This is a genomic window from Cohnella ginsengisoli (genome assembly GCF_029525555.1).
GTDB lineage: Bacteria > Bacillota > Bacilli > Paenibacillales > Paenibacillaceae > Cohnella > Cohnella ginsengisoli.
This window is the reverse complement of the sequence record NZ_JAPDHZ010000003.1, coordinates 1277146-1299912: the sequence shown is the minus strand read 5'-3', so window position 1 is coordinate 1299912 and position 22767 is coordinate 1277146. Positions and strand designations below refer to the sequence as shown.

The 22767-nt window shown below is 51.8% G+C and carries 19 protein-coding genes and 2 pseudogenes; 15 read left to right on the top strand and 6 right to left on the bottom strand.

What is annotated here, in order from left to right:
- Positions 1 to 52 precede the first annotated feature (52 nt).
- From OMP38_RS17230 to OMP38_RS17200, 7 genes are all read left to right on the top strand, one after another.
- On the top strand, positions 53 to 1084 hold the full coding sequence (locus OMP38_RS17230) for an ABC transporter permease (protein ID WP_277566224.1): 1032 nt from the start codon (positions 53 to 55) through the stop codon (positions 1082 to 1084).
- On the top strand, positions 1065 to 1952 hold the full coding sequence (locus OMP38_RS17225; protein WP_277566223.1) for a carbohydrate ABC transporter permease: 888 nt from the start codon (positions 1065 to 1067) through the stop codon (positions 1950 to 1952). The genes OMP38_RS17230 and OMP38_RS17225 overlap by 20 nt, the downstream gene beginning before the upstream one ends.
- Positions 1953 to 2440: 488 nt before the next feature.
- On the top strand, positions 2441 to 3598 hold the full coding sequence (locus OMP38_RS17220) for a sensor histidine kinase (RefSeq protein ID WP_277566222.1): 1158 nt from the start codon (positions 2441 to 2443) through the stop codon (positions 3596 to 3598).
- Positions 3516 to 3857: a sensor histidine kinase gene (locus tag OMP38_RS17215; protein ID WP_277566221.1), complete on the top strand. Its 342-nt coding sequence runs from the start codon at positions 3516 to 3518 to the stop codon at positions 3855 to 3857. Before OMP38_RS17220 ends, OMP38_RS17215 begins: the two co-directional genes overlap by 83 nt.
- Positions 3857 to 5470 carry a response regulator transcription factor gene (locus tag OMP38_RS17210; RefSeq protein WP_277566220.1) on the top strand — a complete coding sequence of 538 codons (1614 nt, stop codon included), beginning with the start codon at positions 3857 to 3859 and terminating at the stop codon, positions 5468 to 5470. Before OMP38_RS17215 ends, OMP38_RS17210 begins: the two co-directional genes overlap by 1 nt.
- A 142-nt stretch (positions 5471 to 5612) precedes the next feature.
- A complete protein-coding gene (locus tag OMP38_RS17205) occupies positions 5613 to 8249 on the top strand; it encodes a carbohydrate binding domain-containing protein (protein WP_277566219.1) in 2637 nt (878 codons plus the stop codon).
- Positions 8167 to 11382, top strand: coding sequence for a heparinase II/III domain-containing protein (locus OMP38_RS17200; RefSeq protein ID WP_277566218.1), 3216 nt, complete (start codon positions 8167 to 8169; stop codon positions 11380 to 11382). Before OMP38_RS17205 ends, OMP38_RS17200 begins: the two co-directional genes overlap by 83 nt.
- Before the next feature lie 63 nt (positions 11383 to 11445).
- On the opposite strand, the gene OMP38_RS17195 is transcribed toward OMP38_RS17200, so the two are convergent.
- Together OMP38_RS17195 and OMP38_RS17190 are read right to left on the bottom strand one after the other, a co-directional pair.
- Positions 11446 to 12780, bottom strand: a complete 1335-nt coding sequence (locus tag OMP38_RS17195) for a sensor histidine kinase (protein ID WP_277566217.1) — start codon at positions 12778 to 12780, stop codon at positions 11446 to 11448.
- Between the two features lie 122 nt (positions 12781 to 12902).
- Positions 12903 to 13298 carry a group I truncated hemoglobin gene (locus OMP38_RS17190; RefSeq protein WP_277566216.1) on the bottom strand — a complete coding sequence of 132 codons (396 nt, stop codon included), beginning with the start codon at positions 13296 to 13298 and terminating at the stop codon, positions 12903 to 12905.
- Between the two features lie 44 nt (positions 13299 to 13342).
- On the opposite strand from OMP38_RS17190, the gene OMP38_RS17185 reads away from it, so the two are divergent.
- A complete protein-coding gene (locus tag OMP38_RS17185) occupies positions 13343 to 14023 on the top strand; it encodes a response regulator transcription factor (protein ID WP_277566215.1) in 681 nt (226 codons plus the stop codon).
- 48 nt (positions 14024 to 14071) lie between these two features.
- Here the strand turns inward: OMP38_RS17185 and OMP38_RS17180 are convergent, their stop codons facing one another.
- Positions 14072 to 14311 (bottom strand): hypothetical protein, encoded by a 240-nt coding sequence (locus OMP38_RS17180; protein ID WP_277566214.1) that lies wholly within the window; start codon positions 14309 to 14311, stop codon positions 14072 to 14074.
- A 51-nt stretch (positions 14312 to 14362) separates the two neighbouring features.
- Positions 14363 to 15157: a hypothetical protein gene (locus OMP38_RS17175; protein WP_277566213.1), complete on the bottom strand. Its 795-nt coding sequence runs from the start codon at positions 15155 to 15157 to the stop codon at positions 14363 to 14365.
- A 178-nt stretch (positions 15158 to 15335) separates the two neighbouring features.
- Between OMP38_RS17175 and OMP38_RS17170 the strand changes: the two are divergent.
- The 3 genes and pseudogenes from OMP38_RS17170 to OMP38_RS17165 all read left to right on the top strand — a co-directional run bounded on the left by OMP38_RS17170 (position 15336) and on the right by OMP38_RS17165 (position 16656).
- A pseudogene (locus tag OMP38_RS17170) lies at positions 15336 to 16327 on the top strand (tRNA dihydrouridine synthase).
- Between the two features lie 30 nt (positions 16328 to 16357).
- Positions 16358 to 16473: pseudogene (locus OMP38_RS36640) on the top strand (SF0329 family protein); the annotation flags it as partial.
- 6 nt (positions 16474 to 16479) lie between these two features.
- On the top strand, positions 16480 to 16656 hold the full coding sequence (locus OMP38_RS17165; RefSeq protein WP_277566212.1) for a type II toxin-antitoxin system VapC family toxin: 177 nt from the start codon (positions 16480 to 16482) through the stop codon (positions 16654 to 16656).
- Between the two features lie 108 nt (positions 16657 to 16764).
- Here the strand turns inward: OMP38_RS17165 and OMP38_RS17160 are convergent, their stop codons facing one another.
- Together OMP38_RS17160 and OMP38_RS17155 are read right to left on the bottom strand one after the other, a co-directional pair.
- Positions 16765 to 17055 carry a hypothetical protein gene (locus tag OMP38_RS17160; protein ID WP_277566211.1) on the bottom strand — a complete coding sequence of 97 codons (291 nt, stop codon included), beginning with the start codon at positions 17053 to 17055 and terminating at the stop codon, positions 16765 to 16767.
- A 2-nt stretch (positions 17056 to 17057) separates the two neighbouring features.
- Positions 17058 to 17864, bottom strand: a complete 807-nt coding sequence (locus OMP38_RS17155; RefSeq protein WP_277566210.1) for a ketopantoate reductase family protein — start codon at positions 17862 to 17864, stop codon at positions 17058 to 17060.
- On the opposite strand from OMP38_RS17155, the gene OMP38_RS17150 reads away from it, so the two are divergent.
- The 4 genes from OMP38_RS17150 to OMP38_RS17135 all read left to right on the top strand — a co-directional run bounded on the left by OMP38_RS17150 (position 17863) and on the right by OMP38_RS17135 (position 22707).
- Entirely contained in the window at positions 17863 to 18429 is a 567-nt protein-coding gene (locus OMP38_RS17150; protein ID WP_277566209.1) for a TetR/AcrR family transcriptional regulator, read from the top strand. The two genes, OMP38_RS17155 and OMP38_RS17150, sit on opposite strands and share 2 nt — an antisense overlap.
- Positions 18430 to 18563: 134 nt before the next feature.
- Positions 18564 to 18815 (top strand): hypothetical protein, encoded by a 252-nt coding sequence (locus OMP38_RS17145; protein WP_277566208.1) that lies wholly within the window; start codon positions 18564 to 18566, stop codon positions 18813 to 18815.
- A gap of 52 nt (positions 18816 to 18867) precedes the next feature.
- Positions 18868 to 20874 (top strand): helix-turn-helix domain-containing protein, encoded by a 2007-nt coding sequence (locus OMP38_RS17140; RefSeq protein ID WP_277566207.1) that lies wholly within the window; start codon positions 18868 to 18870, stop codon positions 20872 to 20874.
- A 147-nt stretch (positions 20875 to 21021) separates the two neighbouring features.
- Positions 21022 to 22707 (top strand): extracellular solute-binding protein, encoded by a 1686-nt coding sequence (locus OMP38_RS17135; RefSeq protein ID WP_277566206.1) that lies wholly within the window; start codon positions 21022 to 21024, stop codon positions 22705 to 22707.
- The last annotated feature ends 60 nt before the right edge of the window (positions 22708 to 22767 follow it).

Here is a 22767-nt window from a genome sequence, read left to right as displayed (position 1 = left end):
GAGGGAAGGGAACTCTGTCCAGCCAGAGTTCCCTTCGGTATTCAGGCGAAGCTTGGGCAAGGAGGAAACGGCGATGACCGAAATGACGGGCGCAAAAGTGAAGAGTTCCGCTGTGCCGCGCTTGGTCAAGCGGGACAGATGGCGCAACGTTTACCGCAGAAAATGGTTCTATGTCATGATGGTGCCTGGCATCATCTATTACATCCTGTTTCACTATGCGCCGATGGCAGGTGCGTTAATCGCTTTTCAGAAGTACAACTTGATGAAAGGAATCTGGGGGAGCCCTTGGGTCGGTTTCGATAATTTCCGCGTGATCTTCGATAGCCCCGAGTTTCTGCAAATCATGCGCAATACGTTGTTAATCTCCATCTATAAAATCGTAGGCAGCATGGTGCCCGATGTCATCCTGGCGCTCATGCTCAACGAGATTCGCGTACGATGGTTCAAGCGCTTCGTACAGACGATAACGTACGGTCCCTATTTTCTATCTTGGGTGATCGTTTATGGATTGGTTTTCTCGTTTCTCGCGCCGGGATCCGGACTCATTACGAATTTGGTTCGGGATATGGGCGGGGGGCAAATCGATTTATTAACGGATCAGAACTTCTTTCGGCCCCTGCTCGTTCTGACTGAAATATGGAAAAACACCGGTTTCGGCGCGATTATCTACCTCGCGGCGATCGCCTCCATCAATCAGGAACTGTATGAAGCCGCCGTCGTAGACCGGGCCGGCCGTTGGCGCCAGCTCTGGCATGTCACGCTGCCGGGCATTCGCGATGTCTTCGTACTGATGCTCATTATTCGAGTCGGCGGTATCCTGGATGCTGGATTCGACCAGGTGTTCATTTTTCTGAATGCCCGCGTGTACGATGTCGGCGACATCGTAGATACCTGGGTATACCGATACGGCTTTGAACGGCTGGAGTTCGGGGTAGCTGCGGCCATGGGCGTTTTCAAATCGGTGGTAGGACTTATTTTCGTGCTGGGGGCCAATCGAATCGCCAAAAAAAGTCGGAGGTTCGGGGATCTGGTAATGAACCGACGTGAAAAGGAGGCGACAACGGATGTCGCTGGTCGTTCATAAAACAAAAGGAGATAAAGCAGCGGACGGAGTCATCTACGCTTTGTTGACGCTGTTTGCGCTGCTTGCCTTGTTTCCCTTGTATTATGTCTTTATTGTCTCCGTTACGCCTTATGTTGAAGTGATGCGTCATGGCGGCTTCGTCATCTGGCCCGATCATTTTACCTTCCAAGCCTACAAGGAAATTTTCGGCAGCCCGCGGATTCCGAATGCGCTTAAGGTAACGGTTTTTATCACCGTCGTAGGCACGCTGCTCAATATGGTCGTAACGACTTTGCTGGCGTACCCGCTTTCCAAAAAATTCGTCCCGGGAAGAAATTTCATTCTCATGGCGCTTGTATTCACCATGCTTTTTAGCGGCGGCATCATTCCGCTCTACATGATGGTGCGGAGCCTGGGGTTGTACGATTCGGTATGGGCACTGGTCGTGCCGGGCATGGTATCTACCTTTAACTTATTAATCGTCAAAACCTACTTCGAGAATTTGCCGGAGGAAGTGGAAGAGGCGGCAAAGGTCGACGGTTCAGGCGATTTTTCCACCTTGTTCCGGATCGTGCTTCCTTTATCGGCGCCGATTATGGCGACCATCGGACTGTTTTACGGGGTCACCCATTGGAACGAATATTTTAAAGGGATCTTCTATATTTCAGATAAGTCGTTAATGCCGATGCAAGTGGTCCTTCGAAGCATGATCCAGTCGCCGAACGTGAGTACGGAGCTTTCTCTCAATTCGCTGGTGCTCGATGCGCTGCCTCCCGAAACGATCAAAATGGCGGTCGTCGTCGTGGCCACGCTGCCTTTATTGATCATTTATCCGTTCTTGCAAAAGTATTTCGTTAAAGGCGCGTTATTAGGCTCGGTGAAAGGATAATGCCCGGAAGGTCTGAGCCGCCGTACGAGGGTGTTGCAGGGAACGCTGTCGCTTGAGCGTACAGAGCGGCAGCGGCCATGCTATAATATTGGAAATATTGTACATGTCGCTGCTGGAACGGCGTGCACAACAAGGAAGTGGTCATGCATGATACGCCGCAGGCGAACCGGAACCAGCTTCTCGTCCAGCGTCAGTTCCAAGCTATTCGTTCTTACCTTTTTTATCCGTCGTCGTGGTCTTCTTCGTGATTGCCTTGTTCGGATACCAGCGATTATTCGCGCCGATCCGTCTCAATAACGAAAAGCAGCTGCAAAGCTCCGTCGTGCAGATTGAAAATTATATTAAAACCGTGATGAATTCGCTCCAAAGCCAACTTCTATTTCTGGCCAATCCGGTTCTTTATGACAATAAGGATGAGACCGTTTACAGCGGGCTGATCGACAACATTATGACCTATCATCAAGATCAGCTTCAAAGTATCTATCTCATTGAAAACGACAAGGTTCGGTACAGCTCCCCCGTACGGTTATCAATTCTTTATATCGCCTGAGACCATTGATGGCATCCGGCAGCAGACGAGCAAGACGGGCTTCTGGTGGAGTCCGCCGCATAACGTCAGCCAGCGCTCGGTCATTACGGTTGCCAAGCAGGTCGACGATGCGCGCTTTGTCGTGATGGATCTGAACCTGGATGCCCTTACCGGTCCCCAGATTGTTCAGAACGAGCAGCAGCGCATTTATCTGTTCACGGACGAAGGGGAATATATATCGACGAACACCTATCTCGCCTATCCGAAGACCTTCCAGGATCACCTCGAGATGAAGGAAGCGCTGCAAGCGCTGGCGAAAAAGAGCGGGACCTCCTACAACAACGTTCAAACTTCTTTCGGCCATTATGCCGTTCTTAGCAGTAACCAGAATCGCTGGAATTGGACCGTTTTTTCCGTAATCGAGCAGTCGCAGGCGTTTCCGCTGCTGGAGCCTTTGAAGCGGCAGTTGACCTTTGTTCTGCTGGCGGCGATTCTGCTGGCGATTATCGTGTCCGTCTGGATCGCAAGCTACATCCGCAAGCCGGTCACGCTCATCACGCGTCAATTCAAAGCCGCGGCAAGAGGCGAATTGGAAGCGCGGATCACGCTGCGACGCAATGACGAGTTCACGTTCATTGCCGACGGCTTCAATCGGATGATGGGCAATATACAATCCTTGTTCGAGGACTTGCGGGCCTCCGAAGAAAAGAAGCGTCATCACGAGCTGAAAGTGCTGCAATCGCAAATCCATCCGCATTTTTTAAATAATACGCTGAATGCGATCTACTGCTTGGGAGAAGCTGGGCGGCCCGGGCAGATGGGGGAGATGCTGCGGTTCCTGATGGGACTGCTCCAATATTCCACCGACAAGGTCGGAGATATCGTTACGGTTGAAGATGAGCTCGGACAATTGGAAAACTACGTTCACTTAATGAACCTGAGATATGGGGATGTGTTCGAAATGGACATTGCGATTCCCGAGCGTTTTTACGATACGCCCATTCCGAAGCTGACGATCATTACCTTGGTGGAAAATGCGATTTTTTACGGGCTTAGCAAAAAAAGGAGTCAATCATATTATCGTATCCGGGAAAGAGAGCGGGGACGATCGGGTTGAACTGGAGGTCTCCGATACAGGACCGGGTATCGATCCGGTCAAGCTGTCCGCGATGATGACGGAAGAGGAAACGCCGAATCCCCATAAAGGGTTGAATAACTTAGGGCTGCGGAATGTGCACGAACGGCTGCGTATGACCTTCGGTCCTGCCTATGGCCTGCATTTCCACAACGAACCGGAGGAAGGGTTGACGGTGACGATCCAACTTCCTTCCGAGAAGGCTTGGGCGCATGAATCCGGCCGGAGAGGAGGAGCCTGATGTTAAAGCTGCTGATGGTGGACGACGAACAATGGATCAGGGAGCGCTTTTCCGAACGCATTCCGTGGTCGGAAGCGGGGTTCGCCTTTTTGGGGGCGGCTTCGGGCGCCGAAGAGGCCATTGCGATGATCGAACGGAATGCGCCGCATGTGCTGCTAACCGACATTACGATGCCGAATATGAATGGATTAGAGCTAGCCGCCTATGTCCGCAAGAGATGGCCGCGAATCCGGATTGTCATATTGACCGCTTACGGCGAATTCGAATATGCCCGGCAAGCCATCGAGCTTGGCGTCGACAATTACTTAATGAAGCTGGCGCAGACGCCGGAGCAGATCGTCGAGGCTTGCCGCAAAATCGCGGAGTCCATCGAGCAAGAAATGGATGTCGATCAGAAGCTGGCTATGCGGCTGGAGCTTGAAAGAGAGAAGGACTGGCTGCGGAAGCGTCAGTGGACGAAGCGATTATTGGAGGTTGAGGGAAGCGTCTCGCCGCAACCCTTGCCCTCCGAGTGGTTCGACGATTTGCAGTCCGCGAGTTACGTGGCGGGGCTCACGCTTGGTTGGCGTATGCCGGACAGCTTCGAGCAGGGCGCATCTTTTGAAGAGGCGCTTGTCCAGTTCCAAAGGCAGCTCGGCGAAGCGCTTGAGCGAAGATTGGATTCCGGACTGTTGGGCAATGAGAGCATGGTAGTTGCGCTCCCCTTGCCCAATCGCAGACTATGCTTGATCATCGGTTCGAAGCGACCCTTGACCGCTTCCAAGCTAAAGGGCGTGGCGATGCATGCGCTGGAGGCCTTGCAAAGCTATGCGCCCGCTCATGCTTATATCCATGTTAGCGCTGTACGCGAGCTCGCTAAGCAACGACCGGACGAGAAGCTCCTTGTTCAGCTGATTCGGGAAGGTCTTGACGGCTTGGCTATTTATTTTTACAAACCGGATACGGCTTTGATCGGTACGCAGACAGTATCTCTAAGAAGGCTGGACCCGGATGCGGGCCGGGAGTGGATGGCCGCTGTCGTTAAAGCGCTGCAGCGCGGGAACGCCGAGGCATTCCGGGACAGCGCATGGCGTATGGCCGAGCGGACGGAGCCTCCGATTCATCCGAATGATCTGCTGCGCTTAACGAAACAATTATTTCAGCTGGCGCTTGTTCAATTGCCGGATGCTGTTCTCGCCTGTGTCGGCGAGGTCGATCGGCTGGAAACCTGGGAAGAGTTTGGACGATGGTGGACAACGACGATCGACGCCGTCGTCGAATGGATGAACCAGCGCCATCAACCGCTAACCGCCGTGCGCAAGGAGATCCAGCTCATGTGCCGCTATATCCGCGAGCATTATATGGAAGACGTGCAGGTGGCGGAGCTTGCGAAGCTCGTGCACATGCATCCCTCCTATGCGGGGCAGATGTTTAAGCAGGAGATCGGCGAGAACCTATCGGACTACGTCAATCGCGTGCGGATGGAGAAGGCGAGCGAGCTGCTGGAGAACACGACGATGAAAATCTATGAAGTATCCGGCGCCGTCGGCATTTCGGATTACCGATATTTTTGCAAAGTGTTCAAAGGCTATACCGGATTCACGCCTACGCAATTTAAAAGCAGGCAGGGCTAACGGCGCTTGGATTCTTCCAGGCGTTTTTCTTTTTGATTTTAATGACACTTTATTGAATTGACCGCATAGATTTGCTCGTTTGAGGAGGTATAAAATAGAATATGTAAGCGCTTACCTAAAAGGGAGAAAGGGATGACAACTGATGTATCGAAGTCGATCGAAGCAATGGCTCTCCGTAGGTTTGTCGTTTTTGATGGTTTTTTCCGCGCTTGGCGTATGGCCCGGACAAGTACGGGCGGATACCCCGCCAGCTCTCCTTAACGGCGGCTTCGAGCAAGCGGGTTCGAATGGCAGGCCTACCGGTTGGGGGGATTGGAGCGGGGCGTGGACGACGGTCGCGCGGTCTACGGCCAAGGTACATGGCGGCGCCTACAGCATGCAGTTCACGGACCCTGATACTACGACATCAGTCGACCTGCGCAGTCAGGCCATTCCGATTACGGGAGGAAAAGAATACGAGGCTTCCGCTTTTTCTTATAATATGCCGGGCATGCAAGGCGGCACTTATCTTTATTTCGATTTCCTGAATGCGGCCGGCGCATCGATCGCAAGCGTCACGCCCCGAGACACGAATTCGACTACAGGTCAGTGGAAGCAGCTCTTCGTTTCGCAGGTTGCCCCTGCCGATGCGGTTTCGGTCCGAGTAAGGCTTTATTCAGGCAAGGCCGACATCGGGACCTCCTATTTTGACGACGTTACCTTCGGCGAAGTGATCTCCGATCCGAATAAGCTGCCGAGAAATGGCGACATGGAGCTGGTGGCGAACAACATGCCGAGGTTTTGGACCTCCCTCTATGGCGGGGATATCGCTGCTTCGCAAGAAAAGAAACGTTCGGGAGACAGCAGTTTGCGAATCGTGGATACGGACGCCAAAAACGGCTTCGGCGTGCGAAGCCAACTCATTCCGGTGACGCCGGGGGTCAACTACCAGGCGGAAGCCTTTGCCTATTTCGAGTCCGGCAGCCCTGCCGTTTTCCTGGAATTTTGGAACGATGCCAGCACGAATACCGCGAACAACCTATCGAACGTGCTTGCGTCGGGCAGTACCTTGAACGCATGGAAGCCCATCCGCGTTTCGGGCGTTGCGCCAGCAGGAGCGAAGTATGCCTCGGTAAGGTTATGGTCGGGCGCGGCCAACGTAGGTACGACTTATTTCGATGACGTTGCCTTCGGCGAGGCCCCGCCGGATGCAAGCGCCAACTTAAACAATGGTGCCTTCGAAAAGCTGGACAACGCCAGACCGAGTCAATGGCGCGCCGTCGACGGCACCGTGGAGCTAGCGGGCGCGCCCGTATTCGATGGGACGCACAGCGTAAAGGTGACGAATGCCGCGGGCCAGAAGGCAGCGCTTCGCAGCCATCTCGTTACCGTATCGCCAGGTATGACCTATACGGCAGGAGCGGAAGCCTTCGCCGCCTCGGGAAAGGCCCAGCTGGCGCTTGAATTTTGGGATGCGGACAAGGTTTTCCTGTCATCCGTCTCTCAAACGGGCGAATCGAGCAATAAGTGGGAGACGATCGCGCTTACGAATGCGATCCCGGAGCAAGCCGCTTATGTCAGCCTCCGGTTAGGTACGTCAGCGGCAACGGGGGGCACTGTTTATTTCGACAATGCGACCTTCGTCAGATCCGGAACGGTCACGAACAGCAAAACCAGAACGACGCTGTACAGCCCCGAGAAAGTCGAGGCTGCGCGCCAGAACGTTGCAGAATTGCAGTGGGCGAAAAGCATGAAGGATGCCGCCGTTTCCAAAGCGGATACCTATTTGGCTAAAGGATTGGATTTTCTATGGAACGCGGTTCCGGGGCAGACGCTTCCGAGAAGCTATGCCGTCAATCAGGCGTTAGGCAGCCCCGTGACGGGCAAAGCCATCGAGCAATTCGGCAATTATCCGTATCGGGCGGACCCTTTGAACGAGCCGTGGAAAATCGTAGACCCTTCCAGCGGCTACAAATTTCCTACGAACGATTTCGGCGCCTATTACAAGAGCGGTCTGGACGAGCACGGGATGTTCCGGCCGGAGCTCGCGGATCGAAGCCTGCTTGTCAACATGTTATATCCCGACAAAGGGCCGACCTGGGGCGTAGACGACGGGTTCGGCTGGGTAGACGATCAAGGAAATCGCTACACCTTCATCGCCTACTACGTCCACTGGTTTGTGTGGTATCGGGAAAACGCGTTGATCACGCAGGCGTTGACGGCCTTCCGCGACGCTTACTTATATACCGGGGATGTCAAATACGCCCGGGCGGGTACGATCATGCTGGATCGCGTGGCGGATATGTATCCGGAGATGGACGTCAGCAAGTTCGATCGGACGGCCTTCATTAATTCGTGGGGCAAGTCGGTCGGACAAGGCAAAGTCGTAGGCGGCATTTGGGAAACGGAGAACGTCAAAACCTACTTAAGCGCGTACGATGCCTTTTTCCCGGCGATGGACGATCCGCAGACGGTTCAGTTTTTGCAGCAGAAATCAGTCGAAAAGCGGATGACCAACGCGAAAAACAGCGGGTCCGCGATCCGCCGCAACATCGAGGACGGCATTGTGAAGCAAGTGTATCCGGCGGTCCAAAAGACGCAGATCCTGGGCAACGACGGCATGCATCAGAGCGCTTTGGCCATGGCCGCCGTCGTCTACGATACGCTGCCGGATACGAAGGAATGGCTGGACTTTATTTTCAAATCCGGGGGGAGTCTTGCTCAATCCAACGCGTCTGACCGGCGGCAACATCTTAAACTCTCTGGTATCCAATGTCGATCGGGACGGGAACGGGAATGAAAGCTCCCCCGGGTATAACTTGCTGTGGCTCCAAACCCATCGGATGACGGCCGATATATTGGAAGGCTATGATTTGTACCCTGGCGCCGACTTGTATCAAAACGTGAAGTTTCAAAAAATGTTCTCGATGTTGAACCAGCTTATGCTGAGCGAGAAGTACTTCGCTAACATCGGGGATACGGCACGCACGGGCAATCCGGTTCTCCTCTACCGCATGTCGGATCTCGTCAAAGCGTTCGATAAATACGGCGATCCGATCTATGCCCAACTGATCTATTTCTTGAACAACAATACGACGGACGGTATTCATACGGATATATTTGCAGCTAATCCGAACGCGATCGCCGATCGGATCCAAGCGGCCATTGCGCAATACGGTCTTCTGGATTTGAAAAGCGTGAATGAAAGCGGGTACGGCTTTGCGGCATTGCGGGACGGTGAAAGTCCTGACGTAACGTATGGGACGCGGCTTGGTTTTGGCGGCATGAACGTGACGGAGCAGAGCGAGCCGCTGCAGTTCGTAGAGGAATCCGGTTCTGTTCTGCTGAATGCGGCGAATAACGGGGAGAAGGCAACCTTTGCGTTCGAGGTTCCCCAAACCGATGAATATGATCTTGATGTACTTGCAATCAAGTCGCCGGCATCGGGCATCTACCGGGTTTCGGTTGATGGAGAATGGATCAAGGATCTGGATTTCTATGGGCAGGATTCGAGTGCCTATGTCACGCTGACGCGGATGAACCTGACGAAGGGCAAGCACCTGATCTCCTTTGCAGGCAACGGGAAGAATACGGCCTCCGGCGGCTATAGCATGGGGGTTCGCGTATTGAACCTGCTGGATGCGGATGCACGGAGCTTGCGGGATGCACAGTCGGTTGCCAAGAACACGTTGAGAGACGTATGGATGTTCTATGGACGCGACTCCACCCATGGCCATCGCGATACGTTTAACATCGGCGTCCATGCTTTTGGCTTGGACTTGTCGCCGGATTTAGGGTATCCCGAATATGCGGACAACGTCGATATGCATCGGGCGCAGTGGGTGGTCAATACGATCAGCCATAATACGGTCGTCGTCGATGCGCGCAAACAGAACGAGAATGTGGCGGCGGCGGATCCGAAGCATTTTGACAGTACGGACTTGGTGAAGCTGATCGACGTGGAATCCCCGGATGTATATCCGCAGACAAGTCTGTACAAGCGAACGACGGCCATGATTAAGGCGGACGAGGAGAACGCCTATACCGTCGACCTGTTCCGGGTAAAAGGAGGGAGCGATCACTACTTCAGCTTCCACGGCGCGGACGGAACCGTAACGACGGAAGGATTGAATCTCGCCGCGCAGCCGACAGGCACGTATGCGGGACCTAATGTGCCTTATGCGCAGCGTTATGACGATATCGACGGGCCGCTTTATATGGGCAGCGGCTTTCATTATTTGAAGAACGTGGAACGCGACGCTGCTCCTGCGGATCAATTCAGTATCGACTGGAACGTGAAGGATACATGGAACGTGTTCGGCCAAGGCAGCGGGGCTGCGACCGATGTTCATTTGCGCTTAACCATGCTGGGCCAAGTGGACGACGTCGCGCTGGCCGACGGCGTGCCGCCGACGAATAAAGCGGGGAATCCGGCAACGCTGCGGTACATGATCGCGCACCGCAATGGCACGAATTTGGATAGCCTGTTTACTTCCATTATCGAACCGTATAAAGGGGAGCGCTTTATCGCCTCCATCGCGCCATTGGTCGTGAGAGCGAACGATGAGGTCGCGCCGGACAGCGAGGTTCGGGCTGTCCGCGTGACCCTGCGGGACGGCAGGACCGATTATATCGTCAGTTCCCTGGATGCAAGCAAAGCCTACACAGTCGAACTGCCGGGTGCAGACTATACGCTGGCGTTCAAGGGCTTCCTGGGCGTATATTCGGTGCAAGCCGACGGGAAGGTCGACACGTATCTTCACGACGGCTCGTATATCCGCAAGAGCGGCGACAGCGGGCAGGAGCGGGCGGGGGCAATCACTGGAACGGTTGCAAGCTTCACGCAAACCTTGTCGCAGCATAACGAGATCGTCGTTGAAGTTCCAGGTCTTTCTGAACTGCCCGCCGATTTGGCCGGGAAGAGCGTCATCGTCCAGAATGACGGCGTCGGCAATGCCGCCTACACGATTCAAGGCGTCACGAAGGTGGACGATACGCGCCTGAAGCTCGACATTGGGGACATTACGCTGGTTCGATCCTATATGGATCCAAACGATTTCAGCAAAGGGTTCATCTACAATATAGCAAGCGGCGCGTCTTTCCGGATTCCGCTCACGTATACGTCAAGCCAAGTCCCGCACGTCGAGCCCGCCAATAAAACGGCGCTTGCGGCCGGCATCGCTTCCGTTCAATCTCTGTACAAGGAGGATTATACCGCGGCCTCTTGGACGAACGTGCAAACGGCATTAGCGCAAGCGATTGCGGCGAACGACGATACGAAAGCGACGCAAGCGCAGGTGGATACGGCCGCAGCCGGCTTGCAAGCCGCCCAAAGCGCGCTCGTGCCGAGCGCCGCCGCGGTTCCCGGTAAAGGCGTGCTGTCCAGCGACAGCGGTTATGCAAGCGGGTTGCATAACGGCAATTACAAGGTCACGATGAACCTGTGGTGGGGTCAGAACGGCACCAGCTACACGCTGTACGAGAACGGCGTTGCCATCGATACGTCGCGTCTTGCCGACGGATCGCCGAATGCGCAAAGCGTGGTAACGGCCGTGTACGGCAAGCCGAACGGCACGTATGTGTATTCGTGCGAACTCCGTAATGCGCGCGGAGCCACCGCCTGCGAACCCTTGACGGTCACCGTCAAGGATGCGAATCCCGGCAAGCCGGTGCTCTCCCACGACAACTGGGATATGAACGGGGATTATACGATCACCATGAATATGTGGTGGGGCACGAACGGCACGACCTACAAGCTGTACGAGAACGATGTGCTGATCGATACGCAGCAGCTAAACGCGAATTCGCCTTCGGCCCAATCGGCCGTCAAGCGAATCTCGGGCAAAGCCGCCGGCACTTATCGCTACAAAGCCGAATTGATCAACGCAGCCGGTATAACCGAAAGCCAGGAAGTAACGGTCATCGTTCAATAGTTTTACGCAACAAGGCCGCGGCTAAAGCGGCCTTGTTGCGTTGATTGAAAAATCCTTGACCTGCTAGAATCGACTTCCCTGTGAGCGGGCTACCTTTTGCGACTTTTCGGCAAATGCAAGGTAAAGGTCGCCCCCCTCGCCTTCGCTGCTTGACACCTCGATGCTTCCGCCGTGCTTCTGGGCGATCAGATAACAATAAGACAAGCCGAGACCGAAGTTCGCGTCGCTTTGCTTCGTTGAATAGAACGGATCGAAAATTTGCCCTTTGGCCTTCTTAGCCATGCCTTTGCCGTTATCGGCAAAATCGATCAGAATCCCGCCCTTGCCATCATAAATTCGAATAGCTAACCTTCCGCCGATCTCATCCACTGCTTCAACCGCATTGCCGATGATGTTGCTGAACACTTCCTGCAGATGGAGTTTATCGCATAGGATGTCATAGTCTACGGCGTAATCCGTGGTAACGGATACGCGCTTGCTTTCGAGCAGATAATGATTGGCATGCAAAGCCTGCGTCATTAGATCGATTAAGTTCGCCGTACCTTCCACAAGCTCAACGTCTTCGATTTGCTTCTGAATCCGTTTGACCATTTGCATCACTTGCTTTGTTTCCGCCAATATTCGTTCAATATCTTCGTCGATCTGACCGTTGCTTTGGGCTTGCACGAGCTCCTTCACTCTCCTGGTCAGCAAGTCAATATTGGTGATGCGATTTTTCACGGCATGGTTAAACATCGCGGCACCGGATGCAATCCCTTTGATCTTCTGATCATGCAGTTGTTTCTCGAACCTTATCCTCACCCCAAGGACGCCGAAACGAATGGCAGCAATGATGAAAAAAGCAAAGGCGATCCAAACGACGACGGAAACGTTAAAGTATCCATCAAAATGCTGATGAACAGCCCTGCTAATATGATTAAATACGACAATGGCGAGTATCGGCGGAACAAAGAAGCAGGCCGTGATGAGTCGAAATTTTCTCTTATCGCGATCCCTTTCCTTTAAATAGGAAGAAATCAGCAAGAAACACCCACCCAAATAATAAGGAGCCGTCCATAGGAGCATAAGACTAAAATCAATTTGTATTTCAGGGCGCAGCGGGCTAATGAACAACGTCACGCATAGCGGAATAAGAAGCGCGTAAGCTAAGATGTTCTTGATTTTTGAGGTGGCTGCATCGGAATAGGTCATCGCGAACATAACAAATCCATAGGGAGAGCAGGCTTGCAGGAGGAAGAAGAAAAAGCTGCGCAGCGCCGTCTGCGTAACCACGTCGGAAAGACTGCCCAATCCCACAAAAAGTAAAAACAAAACAGCCCATCTGTTCGATTCCTGCCTCGGACCATAGTGGAAAAGAAGCCCGGCAAGCAACAGATCGAGGATGGATGAATAGATCAAGCTTATACCCCCCCGCTAACGAACCCTACATCGCATTTCCGCTAATAGGCGCGGCTAGATTCGTCATTTCCATCTAAACATTTTTAACTAAATATTGACAATAAAAATCTCGATGGTTAAGTTTAAACGGAGGGCTTCTTCATATCCCCAGTCATTCGGGATTTCAGCGGAAGCAGCAAGGCAAGCACCTGAACAATATCGCTGCCGGCTACCCCCGATTCGATGAGCGCATCGCTCAAGTGGCCCAACACATCGTCAAAATGCGCCGGCGTAATCTTCAGGTGTTCATGAGCTTGCGTCAAGCTCTTGCCCGCGTAATAATCCGGGCCTCCCGTCGCAAAAGAGAGGAATACCGTTTGATGCTCCATAAGCTTTGCATAATCGATATTTCTGAAATAATGAGATACGTTCGAATCTTCCTGGATTTTTCCATAAAAGCGTTCGACGACCGAATGAATGCCGTTTTTTCCTCCGAGACGCCCGTACAAGGATTGCGTTGGTTCGTTTCCTTTCTCCATAAACAGCCCCCTATTCGTGAATATCAATCTGAAAGGAGAGAATCATGAAACCCATTCAAGTGTTCGTATGCGACGATGATCCGTTATTTCGCGAATTGATCGTTGACTATCTGTCCCGCGAGCCCGATCTGTCTATTTCCGGTTCTGCCGCGAATAAGCACCAACTGCTCAAAGCAGTCGGAGAAGCGCCGATCGACATCTTGCTTTTGGATATTAATTTGACGGGAAACAATTATGACGGACTTGAAATCGCCTACGAATTACAATCCAAAGCGCCTGAGCTGAAGATTATCGTTCTCTCCTCGATGGACGAGGAGGTCGTCGTGACGCATGCCATCGCATACGGGCGAGTCAGTAATTACATTACGAAAGAACATTACCGGGATATTCCCGACGCCGTTCGCGGCATTGCGGCAGGCAAGGGAAACCTGCATCATTCCTCTGCCGGTACTTTAATGAGAAGGGTATCTTCTTCCTATGAAGAAGAGCTGAAGAGAAAGTTAACCACGCTGCAAAAAGAAATTTTACGGTTTCTTCAGCAAGGTAAAAGCAGCAGCGAAATTGCGGAGCTCTTGTACTACAATGAACAGTCCGTCAACAACGAGCTGTGCAAGATTACCAAGCTAATCAAAGGCAGGTTCCCCTACTTGGAGTGGCTTCGGATCAAGAAGCACAACCGCCAACAGCTCTTGGAGATGACGATTCAGCTGAGGCTGTTGGATTGAAGCATAAACCGGGCGTAGTTAACGTCCGGTTATGTCTTTTATCTAACATCAAGGGATCAAGTATGTGGGCGGATTATGAAACATGGGCGGATTATGAAGGTCTACGGGATCACGGTACGTGGGCGGATTATGCGCATCAATGATGGGCAGCTGAATGGTCCCGATGCTTTGCGAGGGTGCGGTTAAGATCTCGACCCGCAAAGGCGTTTCGGCGCTTGCGGCCACCGGTACAGCCAACATCGCAGAAGCTAAGGCACTTAGCAAACCTAATTTGAACCTGTTTTTCATGAAGAAATGCCTCCTCTTATTTTTCCCCTATGGGGTACTTGCATCCACTCTTTAAACTGGCGGCAAGCAATAGCCGATCGGTTCCACGTTGATGAGATAGTAGCCGCACTGGCCTTTGCTATTGAAGAAAATCCATCTCATTGTTGTTTTGGACATTAAAGAAGTGCTGAACGAGACTTTGGTGTCGTTATGCGTGAATTTCAATTTAGAGGCCCAGATATAGGGGCCATCGGGGCGGAAAGAAGCGACATCATACATAAAGGCTGCCGGCAAATCCACCTCAACCGTATCCGAAACGCCTTTGGCCGGGTGCAAATTCACGATACCTAATAAATGATCGACCGCCGGCGGCGACACCTTAACGACAAAATATCCCCACTCTTTCTTGTTGTTCGTAACCTTAATCGTTACCGTGGCTGCCCCGCCCAGCGAATAGAAACTGATACCTGCCTCGTTACCATATTGCGAATAGGGGTTCGCATACCAGTCAAGCGGGTGGTATACATTCCAAGTTTGGGCATAAACAAGATTGCTGTTCGGACCCGTGATTTCAACTGAATTCACGCTAAAATTAAAATTTTCGGGCAACATCCTGCTATCCTTCGTTCCGAACCCCTCCGAAGTCAAATTTACTGTCCCCCAATAATGGTCGAGCGTTAGCGGCACCTCTTGCACCTGTAGGGTTGGATTGGGTCTGGTTAAGACCCCGTTGGGTTGGGCGCTCGCCTCCGGCGTCTGGTCAACCGCGACGACTTGCGTTCGGGATTCAGCGCTAGCCGCCACCGGTAAAGCCAACAGAAGCGTTGCTACCGCGCTTATTAATCCTAATTTGAAGATGTTTTTCATTTACCGCGTACCTCCTCATTTTCTCCCCTTTCCGGGGGTTCCTTGCTACAAAATCATCATAAGCCATTTCCAGGGAGGGAAATATACTCGTAAATCAGAGTAGTTATGCTGTATCATTTAGACAGCGATAAAGCATTGTGAGAACATGTGCTTCATTAAGTTAAGAGAGGTTTTCGATATGACGAATCATTTCTGGCACGATTTGCCGCGGCCTTTTTTTTATACTGGCACCCATGGAAGACGTGACGGATGTTGTTTTTCGCCATGTCGTGAGCGAAGCAGCCAGACCGGATGTGTTTTTTACGGAGTTTGCGAATACGGAGAGCTATTGTCACCCGGAGGGGAAACATTCCGTGCGCGGGCGTTTGACTTTTACGGAGGATGAACAGCCTATTGTGGCTCATATCTGGGGGGGACAAGCCTGAATACTTCCGTCAAATGAGCATCGGTATGGCGAAAGAGGGATTCAAAGGCATTGATATCAATATGGGTTGTCCTGTAGCAAATGTAGCGGAGAACGGGAAGGGAAGCGGCCTGATCTGCCGTCCTGGGATCGCGGCGGATATCATCCAAGCGGCCAAAGCCGGGGGACTGCCCGTCAGCGTAAAAACGAGGCTCGGTTTCAGCGAAGTTGACGAGTGGCGCGGCTGGTTAACCCATATTTTGAAGCAGGACATCGTGAATCTATCTATCCATCTGCGCACGAGAGAGGAAATGAGCAAAGTAGATGCGCACTGGGAACTGATTCCGGAGATTAAGAAGCTTCGCGATGAAGTGGCACCGGATACCCTGCTGACCATTAACGGGGACATCCCTGACCGCCAGACCGGCCTTAAGCTCGCTGAACAATACGGCGTGGACGGCATTATGATCGGGCGCGGTATTTTTCATAATCCGTTTGCTTTCGAGAAGGAACCGAAGGCGCACGGCAGCGAGGAATTGCTGGATTTGCTGCGGCTGCATCTGGATCTCCATGATCAATATTCGGAGCGGGAACCCCGTTCGTTCGGGGCGCTTACCCGATTCTTCAAAATATACGTCCGCGGCTTTCGGGGAGCGAGCGAATTAAGAAATGCCTTAATGAATGCAAAGTCCACAAGCGAAGCGCGTGCGCTGCTTGGCGAGTTCGGAATTAAGGTGCATGATGAGACCGAGGAACGTGGGGACTAGGATCGGTTGATTAGAGAGGGTGGAGGCCACATGTCTTGGAGCAAATTAAAGCAACAACTGGAGGGCTTTCTCAGTCCTGCGTTAAATTACAGAGTAGAATACCGCGCGCAGGGTTACTGTATTTACCCGATAAATCAGGGGTTTGTTAAAAATTGGCTGGAACGCTTCGTAGGGATCTTAAAGGTAAGGGACGTAATTTAAAAACACCGGATGCTCTTATTATTGCGACAGCGTCAGTTCATGAACTTACATTAGTTTCTAGAGATTCTGACATGAAATTTATCGAGCAAGAATTGGCCATCCCGCGATTTAATATAGATTCAAAATAAGATAAACCGTCTCTTCCATAAGTTGGAGAGCCGGTTTTTTAATATCAATTAAGGGAGCCGCACTTCGCTCTACACGAAGCACGGCTCCTATTCGCATTGTAGGTATAGTTAAGGCAGTTTGGGATTTTCAATAGCTTTGTGATATTCCGTATTTTCAACTGCCCTTGTAAGCCGCGGCAAAGGGATGCCTAACTTTATTGCTTCTCTCACAACTTCAGCTACCGCAAAACCTGCTTTACTATTGTTGTATTCCACGAAAAGCCGCGGTAAGCTGCCTTTTGCAAAAATAACCTTGGTAAAAAGAATGCCAAGAAGGGCCGGTGGAGTTTTAGTCAACAAGAGAGAAATGGCATCAAGCTTTGCGCCTCTTGCTTTAAGTACAGGAATCATTTCCCTCATGCTCAACCCAACATTGGAAAAGGAGTCCTTTTTGGTTCAGGATCGCTGGGAAACTTCCCCCGTTTTAACACCTCGGCTTCCATCGCTGCGTTCCTGGCAAAGTGATTCCATAACCAGTTTTGCATATCCTTTACCCAATTAATTTTAAAATGGGCACTTTCAAATAACGCTTTGACCTTGTTGTTAATAGGCTCAGTGCCTGCCCGTGGATTTTCTAGCAATACCATTTTCAAAAAGCCGCCTCTAAGCTTATTGTCCGCGATGCCGCCTCCTGCTCCGGGGAAGCCAAAGACAACATTGTTCATAGACAATGGCGCGATCGATGATTTCAAATCTTGCCAAATGTTATTGAATAGGAGGATCGGGGTATTTCCTGCGGCAGTCGATAGGAATTGTGCTGCTTCCGGAAGTTGTTCCGTATTGACGCTCACAATAATGAGATCATAGTTGGGAAGGATCTCCTCATGCAGGTTGACGTTCCAGCTTTCTTTTATAAGTTTTTTCCCTTTTCGTGCGTCCCACATTTCTAGCTCGATACGGCTTCCGAAGGTTTCTTTCCTCCCCTTTCTAACGTAAAACTCGACGGTATGACCTGCCTGTTCGAATGCCCACGCATATTGGGTCGATACTACGCCTCTACCGAAGAATAAAATTTTCATGTTAGACTCCCCCAAAGCGTTGATCATCCTTGTTGATGATCCAACAACGTGTTGTATAATGATATTGTATGGATTCACTATACAGTCATCAACCATCAGATTTTTAATATCTGTCGGATCATCTATTGAACCTGAAATGGGGCCAAACATGAACAAGCAACCTGAAATGACGGACAAAACCAGGCAGACCTTTATAAATGTGTTCTGTGATTTATATAGCCAAAAGCCAATTGAAAAAATATCGATTCAAGAGATTGCCAACAAGTCAGGATATAACCGCAGTACATTTTATCAATACTTTACAGATATTTATGAGCTGCTGAACGACGTTGAAGAGAAAGTTTTGAAATCCATTAAAGAGGAAATGGCGAGTAGGGAGCTTTCGACGCATACTTTACAAGATGCGCTTCAATGCTTGGAAAGTACAGAAGATATTTCTGTCCTAAAAGCCCTCCTCGGTGACTATGGTTCTGTACATTTTGTTGAACGCCTGAAAAGGGAAATTCCCTTTGAGAGATTGATTTTGAATCTTCCAACAAATGATGTCTTGGCGCCGTACATGATTGAGTTTTATATATCAACATTAATATCGATGTTTCGCCTTTGGATACGCAACGGCAAAGATCTATCGTCGGAAGAATGGGTCAAGCTGATCGATAGCCTATTCGCGAATGGGATAAAACCGTATCATATCTTAATCAAAGGCGAGGGTTAGTTATGCCCAATAAATACAATTATATTTTCAGATTCCTATTGATTATTTTCATAATGCGCACCGACATGAGTTATGTTACACTCCTCCCATCGTCCGATTTTACCATTTAATTCCGAACTTTGGGAGGGACTCGCGTGCTGCTCCGCCGCAAGAGTATCTTTTGGACCCTTTGGCTTTCCTACATCCTCATCTTGCTTATTCCCGTTACCGTTACATTCGTGCTCTACTCCAATATGGAAAAGACGCTGATCGACAACGCCAACCGCGCCAACCTCGCCATGCTGGAGCAAGCCCGCCAGGTGGTGGACAGCAATCTGCAGGAAATGGAGCAATTTGGCGTCCAGATCGCCACGCAGCCCAAGCTGCAAACCCTTTTGGACGATTAAGGACGGCGAGAAATACATTCAATACGAGGAAGCCGTCCGCGCGCTTAAGAATATGCGTAACGGATCGCGCTTTATTGATGATTTCTACATTTATCTGCGGGAAGACGATACGGTCATTTCCTCCAATCTGAAAACGGACGCGGCTACGTTCTTTAACGATTTGTATCCGCTTCCAGGCTGGAGCCTCGAACGCGTACGCTCCGAAGTCTTATCCGGCTATCACTACATGGACTTCTGGGCGGCGCCGCAAGGCCAACAAGATCACGCGGCAAACGTGATTGCCAGCGCCTTTACTTTACCGCTCGGAGAGGGGAGCAACGGGAAAGGCACCCTGATCATGCTCATTAATGAACAACAGATCTTCAACCTGCTCAAGCAGATCCAGTGGGTGAACAAGGGAACGATGCTTATCCTTGATTCGAAGGGACAAGTCATTGTCTCGACAGCCGGCCGGCACGAGCTCCCCGACGGGTTGTCCGCAGAGATTTCCGATGCCGGTGGTTACAAGACATACCCGATGGACGGCCAAGCGCAGATGCTCTCTTATACGACCGGCCAAAGCGGCTGGAAGTATGTATCTTTAGTGCCCAAAAACGTCGTGCTGGAAAGGGTTAATGAAATTAAAGCCTGGGCGCTGGGCTTGCTGGCTTTCGTTGTCGTCGCCGGCAGCGCGGCGGCTTACTGGATGGCCAACCGCAATTATAGTCCGATCCGCGAACTGGTTTATACGATTAATAAAGGCAGGAGCGTGCCGCGCAGCGGATCCGCGAACGAGTATGAGTTCATCCGGACCTCCATTACGGAATCGTTTGCCGAGAGCATGGATCTGAAAACGAAGCTTGCCGGTCACCTGCCGGTCGTTCGCGCCCATTTTTTGAGCAGGCTGCTGAAGGGACAACTGGACCCGGCCGAACTCACGCCCGACGCTCTCGCTTTTACGGGTATGCATTTCCCGCATCCTTGCGTTGGGGTGGTGCTGATCGAGGTGGATGAGAGCAAGGAATTCCGAGTCGAAGAAAGCGAACGGGATTACGCGCTGGTCCGCTTTATTCTATTGAATTTGAGCAGCGAGCTATTAAGAGATTCGGGCTACGCCACGGAAACCGACAGCAACCGGTTGGCGCTGGTTCTGAACGTTCCCGACCCATCGGCAGAAACGCTGCTTCAACGCGACCGGCTCATCGCCGAGCTCAAAGAGATCATCGAGGGAAGGTTCCGCATGAAAATCACGGTAGCGACCAGCTCCATCCATCATGGACTGCCGGAGGTTTCCCGCTGCTACAACGAAGCGCTTAACGCGCTCGACTATCGCATCATTCACGGAATAAGCTCCATCATCCATTATGACCAAATCCGGGACATGGAGCGCGCAGATTACGACTATCCGACGGAAGTCGAAGCGCGGTTCATGAACGTGCTCAAAAGCGGCGAACTGGAAGCCGCCGAGTCGATTCTGGACGACCTTTACGAACGAAATATAGGCTCCCGCGACACGACGCCCGAATTGGGCAAGCTGCTGTTCATGAACATCCTCGGCACCTTGCTGAAAGTGACGAATGCGCTCAAGATCGAAGAGAAGCTGTCGCCGGATACGGATGCCGATCCCGTAAAGCAGATTCTGAACAGCACTTCGGCCGACGAGATGGTCAGGAAAATCAAAAAGTGGATCGCGTTTATTTGCAGCCGCGTAAGCGAAGCGCGTTCCGAGCAGAACGAGCGGTGGCAAGAGCGTATGAAGCATTATATCGACCGGCATTACGCAGACCCTTCGCTTAGCTTGACCAACGTCGCCGATCACTTCGGTTTAAATTCGGCATACATGTCCGCCCTGTTCAAGAAGCAGTACGGCATCAATCTGACCGATTATATGATCGAGCTTCGGATGGCCGAAGCCAAGCGCCTGCTGGCCGATCCGGGAATGACCGTCCTCCAGATCGCTCAACAGGTCGGCTATTCCACCGACATCGGCTTCATCCGCACGTTTAAAAAAATAGAAGGCATTACCCCCGGAAAGTACCGGGAAATGCTGCAATTATCAAGGGATCCAAAGGAAGGTTAGGCACTGTAAAAATCGGTTTGTTCTTCATCTAAAGCGGCGTTTATCCTTCATTCGAACGTTATGTAGGCAGCCGGAGCCGTCTCGACTATATTCAAATGGCGGACGGCGCAACCGCAATACAATCGTACATGGGAGGGTCATCGAAGGATGAACCGAAAACAGAAATCGCTTCAACTCACGTTGGTCTCGGCAACCTTGCTTGCCGTCTTGGCAACAGGCTGCAGCAGCAACGGCAACAGCAATTCCTCCGGAACCGCAACGTCTCCGGCACCGGCAGGGACAGCGACGGGGACGGGGACCGCCCAAGCCAGTCCGTCAGCCGCGGATGCGAATTATCCCGCTTCTATGACGTACTGGGTACAAATGAACGGCAATGCGGGCGCGATCATGAAGACGTACAACGAGATGGCCGCCTATCAAGAAATCGAGAAAAAAACCGGCACGAAGGTTGAATTCCAGCATCCGCCGACAGGACAGGAGAAAGACCAGTTCAATATCATGCTCGCTTCGGGCAACCTGCCTGACGTGGTGGAATACAATTTCGGCTCGACCGTGGGGTTGTCCGCTTCCCAAAGTCCCGATGCCCTGATTAAAGGAAAACAGCTCCTGCGTTTGAACGAGTTAATCGACCAGTATGCGCCTAACTTGAGCGAAGTATTGAAGGAACATCCCGAGTTTAAGAAAATGATCACGACCGATGAAGGAAATATTTACGTGATGCCGTTCCTGCTGGGAGACGAGCTGTTAAGCGTCGTGAACGGCCCCATTTTCCGCCAGGATTGGCTCGATAAATTGAATTTGAAGGTGCCGACTACGATCCCGGAATGGGAAGCGGTTTTAACGGCATTTCGCGATAAAGATCCGAACGGCAACGGCAAGCAGGACGAGATTCCCTTCTTTATGAATCTGAACAGCGACTACGATTTGAACCACCTTTTCGTCGGCGCCTGGGGGATTACCACGGATTTCTACAACGACAACGGGAAGGTAAAGTACGGTCCGATCCAGCCCGAGTACAAGGAGTTCCTGGCCACGCTCGCGCGCTGGTACAAAAACGGCCTGATCGACAAGGACTATGCCAGCATCACGGATGCCAAGCTGAAGGACAATAAGATCCTTAATAATGAAGTCGGGGCCTACTCGGGATTTGCCGGCTCCGGTCTGGGCCGCTATTTGACCCTGCAAAAAGAGACGAATCCGAGCTTTTCCCTGGTGGGAGCGCCTTACCCGAAGCTTACGGAAGGCGGCGCGAATCCGCTCGGTCAATATACGAACCCGTTCACCGGCTACGGAGCGGCCATATCGGCCCATGCCAAGAACCCGGAACAGATCGTTAAATGGCTCGATTACAAGTATGGCGAGGAAGGCCATATGCTGATCAACTTCGGGATCGAAGGCGTAAGCTACAAGATGGAGAACGGCTATCCGAAGTATACGGACGAAATCATGAACAACCCGGATAAGCTGCCGATGTCGCAAGCGATGGCGAAGTATTTCCAATCCGGCTGGAATGGACCTTTTGTTCAGGATAAACGGGTAATCGAGCAATATTACACCATTCCCGCGCAGCGCGAGGCGCAAAAAACGTGGTTCCAGGCGGACCATTCCAAGCAAATGCCGAGCATATCCCTGAATGCCGACGAAAGCTCGAAAACCGCTTCGATCATGAACGACGTCAAGACCTACCGGGACGAGATGTTCAATAAATTCGTCATGGGTGCCGAGCCGATCGAGAACTTCGATAAATACGTGAAGACGCTGGAAGGCATGGAGATCGAAGAAGCGATCAAGGCTCGTCAGGCTGCCCTGGATCGTTACCTCAGCAGAAAATAAGAAAAGCAGGGAGCGAACATACGGCGAGAGGGAGAGCCTTCCCGCCGTATGGCGTCTTTT

Bases quoted from the DNA above. Each gene is read 5' to 3' on its own strand.
- OMP38_RS17135 (WP_277566206.1), top strand. From the start codon at position 21,022: ATGAACCGAAAACAGAAATCGCTTCAACTCACGTTGGTCTCGGCAACC.
- OMP38_RS17150 (WP_277566209.1), top strand. From the start codon at position 17,863: ATGAACAAGCAACCTGAAATGACGGACAAAACCAGGCAGACCTTTATA.
- OMP38_RS17185 (WP_277566215.1), top strand. From the start codon at position 13,343: ATGAAACCCATTCAAGTGTTCGTATGCGACGATGATCCGTTATTTCGC.
- OMP38_RS17190 (WP_277566216.1), bottom strand. From the start codon at position 13,298: ATGGAGAAAGGAAACGAACCAACGCAATCCTTGTACGGGCGTCTCGGA.
- OMP38_RS17180 (WP_277566214.1), bottom strand. From the start codon at position 14,311: ATGAAAAACAGGTTCAAATTAGGTTTGCTAAGTGCCTTAGCTTCTGCG.
- OMP38_RS17205 (WP_277566219.1), top strand. From the start codon at position 5,613: ATGTATCGAAGTCGATCGAAGCAATGGCTCTCCGTAGGTTTGTCGTTT.
- OMP38_RS17155 (WP_277566210.1), bottom strand. From the start codon at position 17,864: ATGTTTGGCCCCATTTCAGGTTCAATAGATGATCCGACAGATATTAAA.
- OMP38_RS17140 (WP_277566207.1), top strand. From the start codon at position 18,868: ATGCGTAACGGATCGCGCTTTATTGATGATTTCTACATTTATCTGCGG.
- OMP38_RS17215 (WP_277566221.1), top strand. From the start codon at position 3,516: ATGCGATTTTTTACGGGCTTAGCAAAAAAAGGAGTCAATCATATTATC.
- OMP38_RS17160 (WP_277566211.1), bottom strand. From the start codon at position 17,055: ATGAGGGAAATGATTCCTGTACTTAAAGCAAGAGGCGCAAAGCTTGAT.
- OMP38_RS17210 (WP_277566220.1), top strand. From the start codon at position 3,857: ATGTTAAAGCTGCTGATGGTGGACGACGAACAATGGATCAGGGAGCGC.
- OMP38_RS17225 (WP_277566223.1), top strand. From the start codon at position 1,065: ATGTCGCTGGTCGTTCATAAAACAAAAGGAGATAAAGCAGCGGACGGA.
- OMP38_RS17175 (WP_277566213.1), bottom strand. From the start codon at position 15,157: ATGAAAAACATCTTCAAATTAGGATTAATAAGCGCGGTAGCAACGCTT.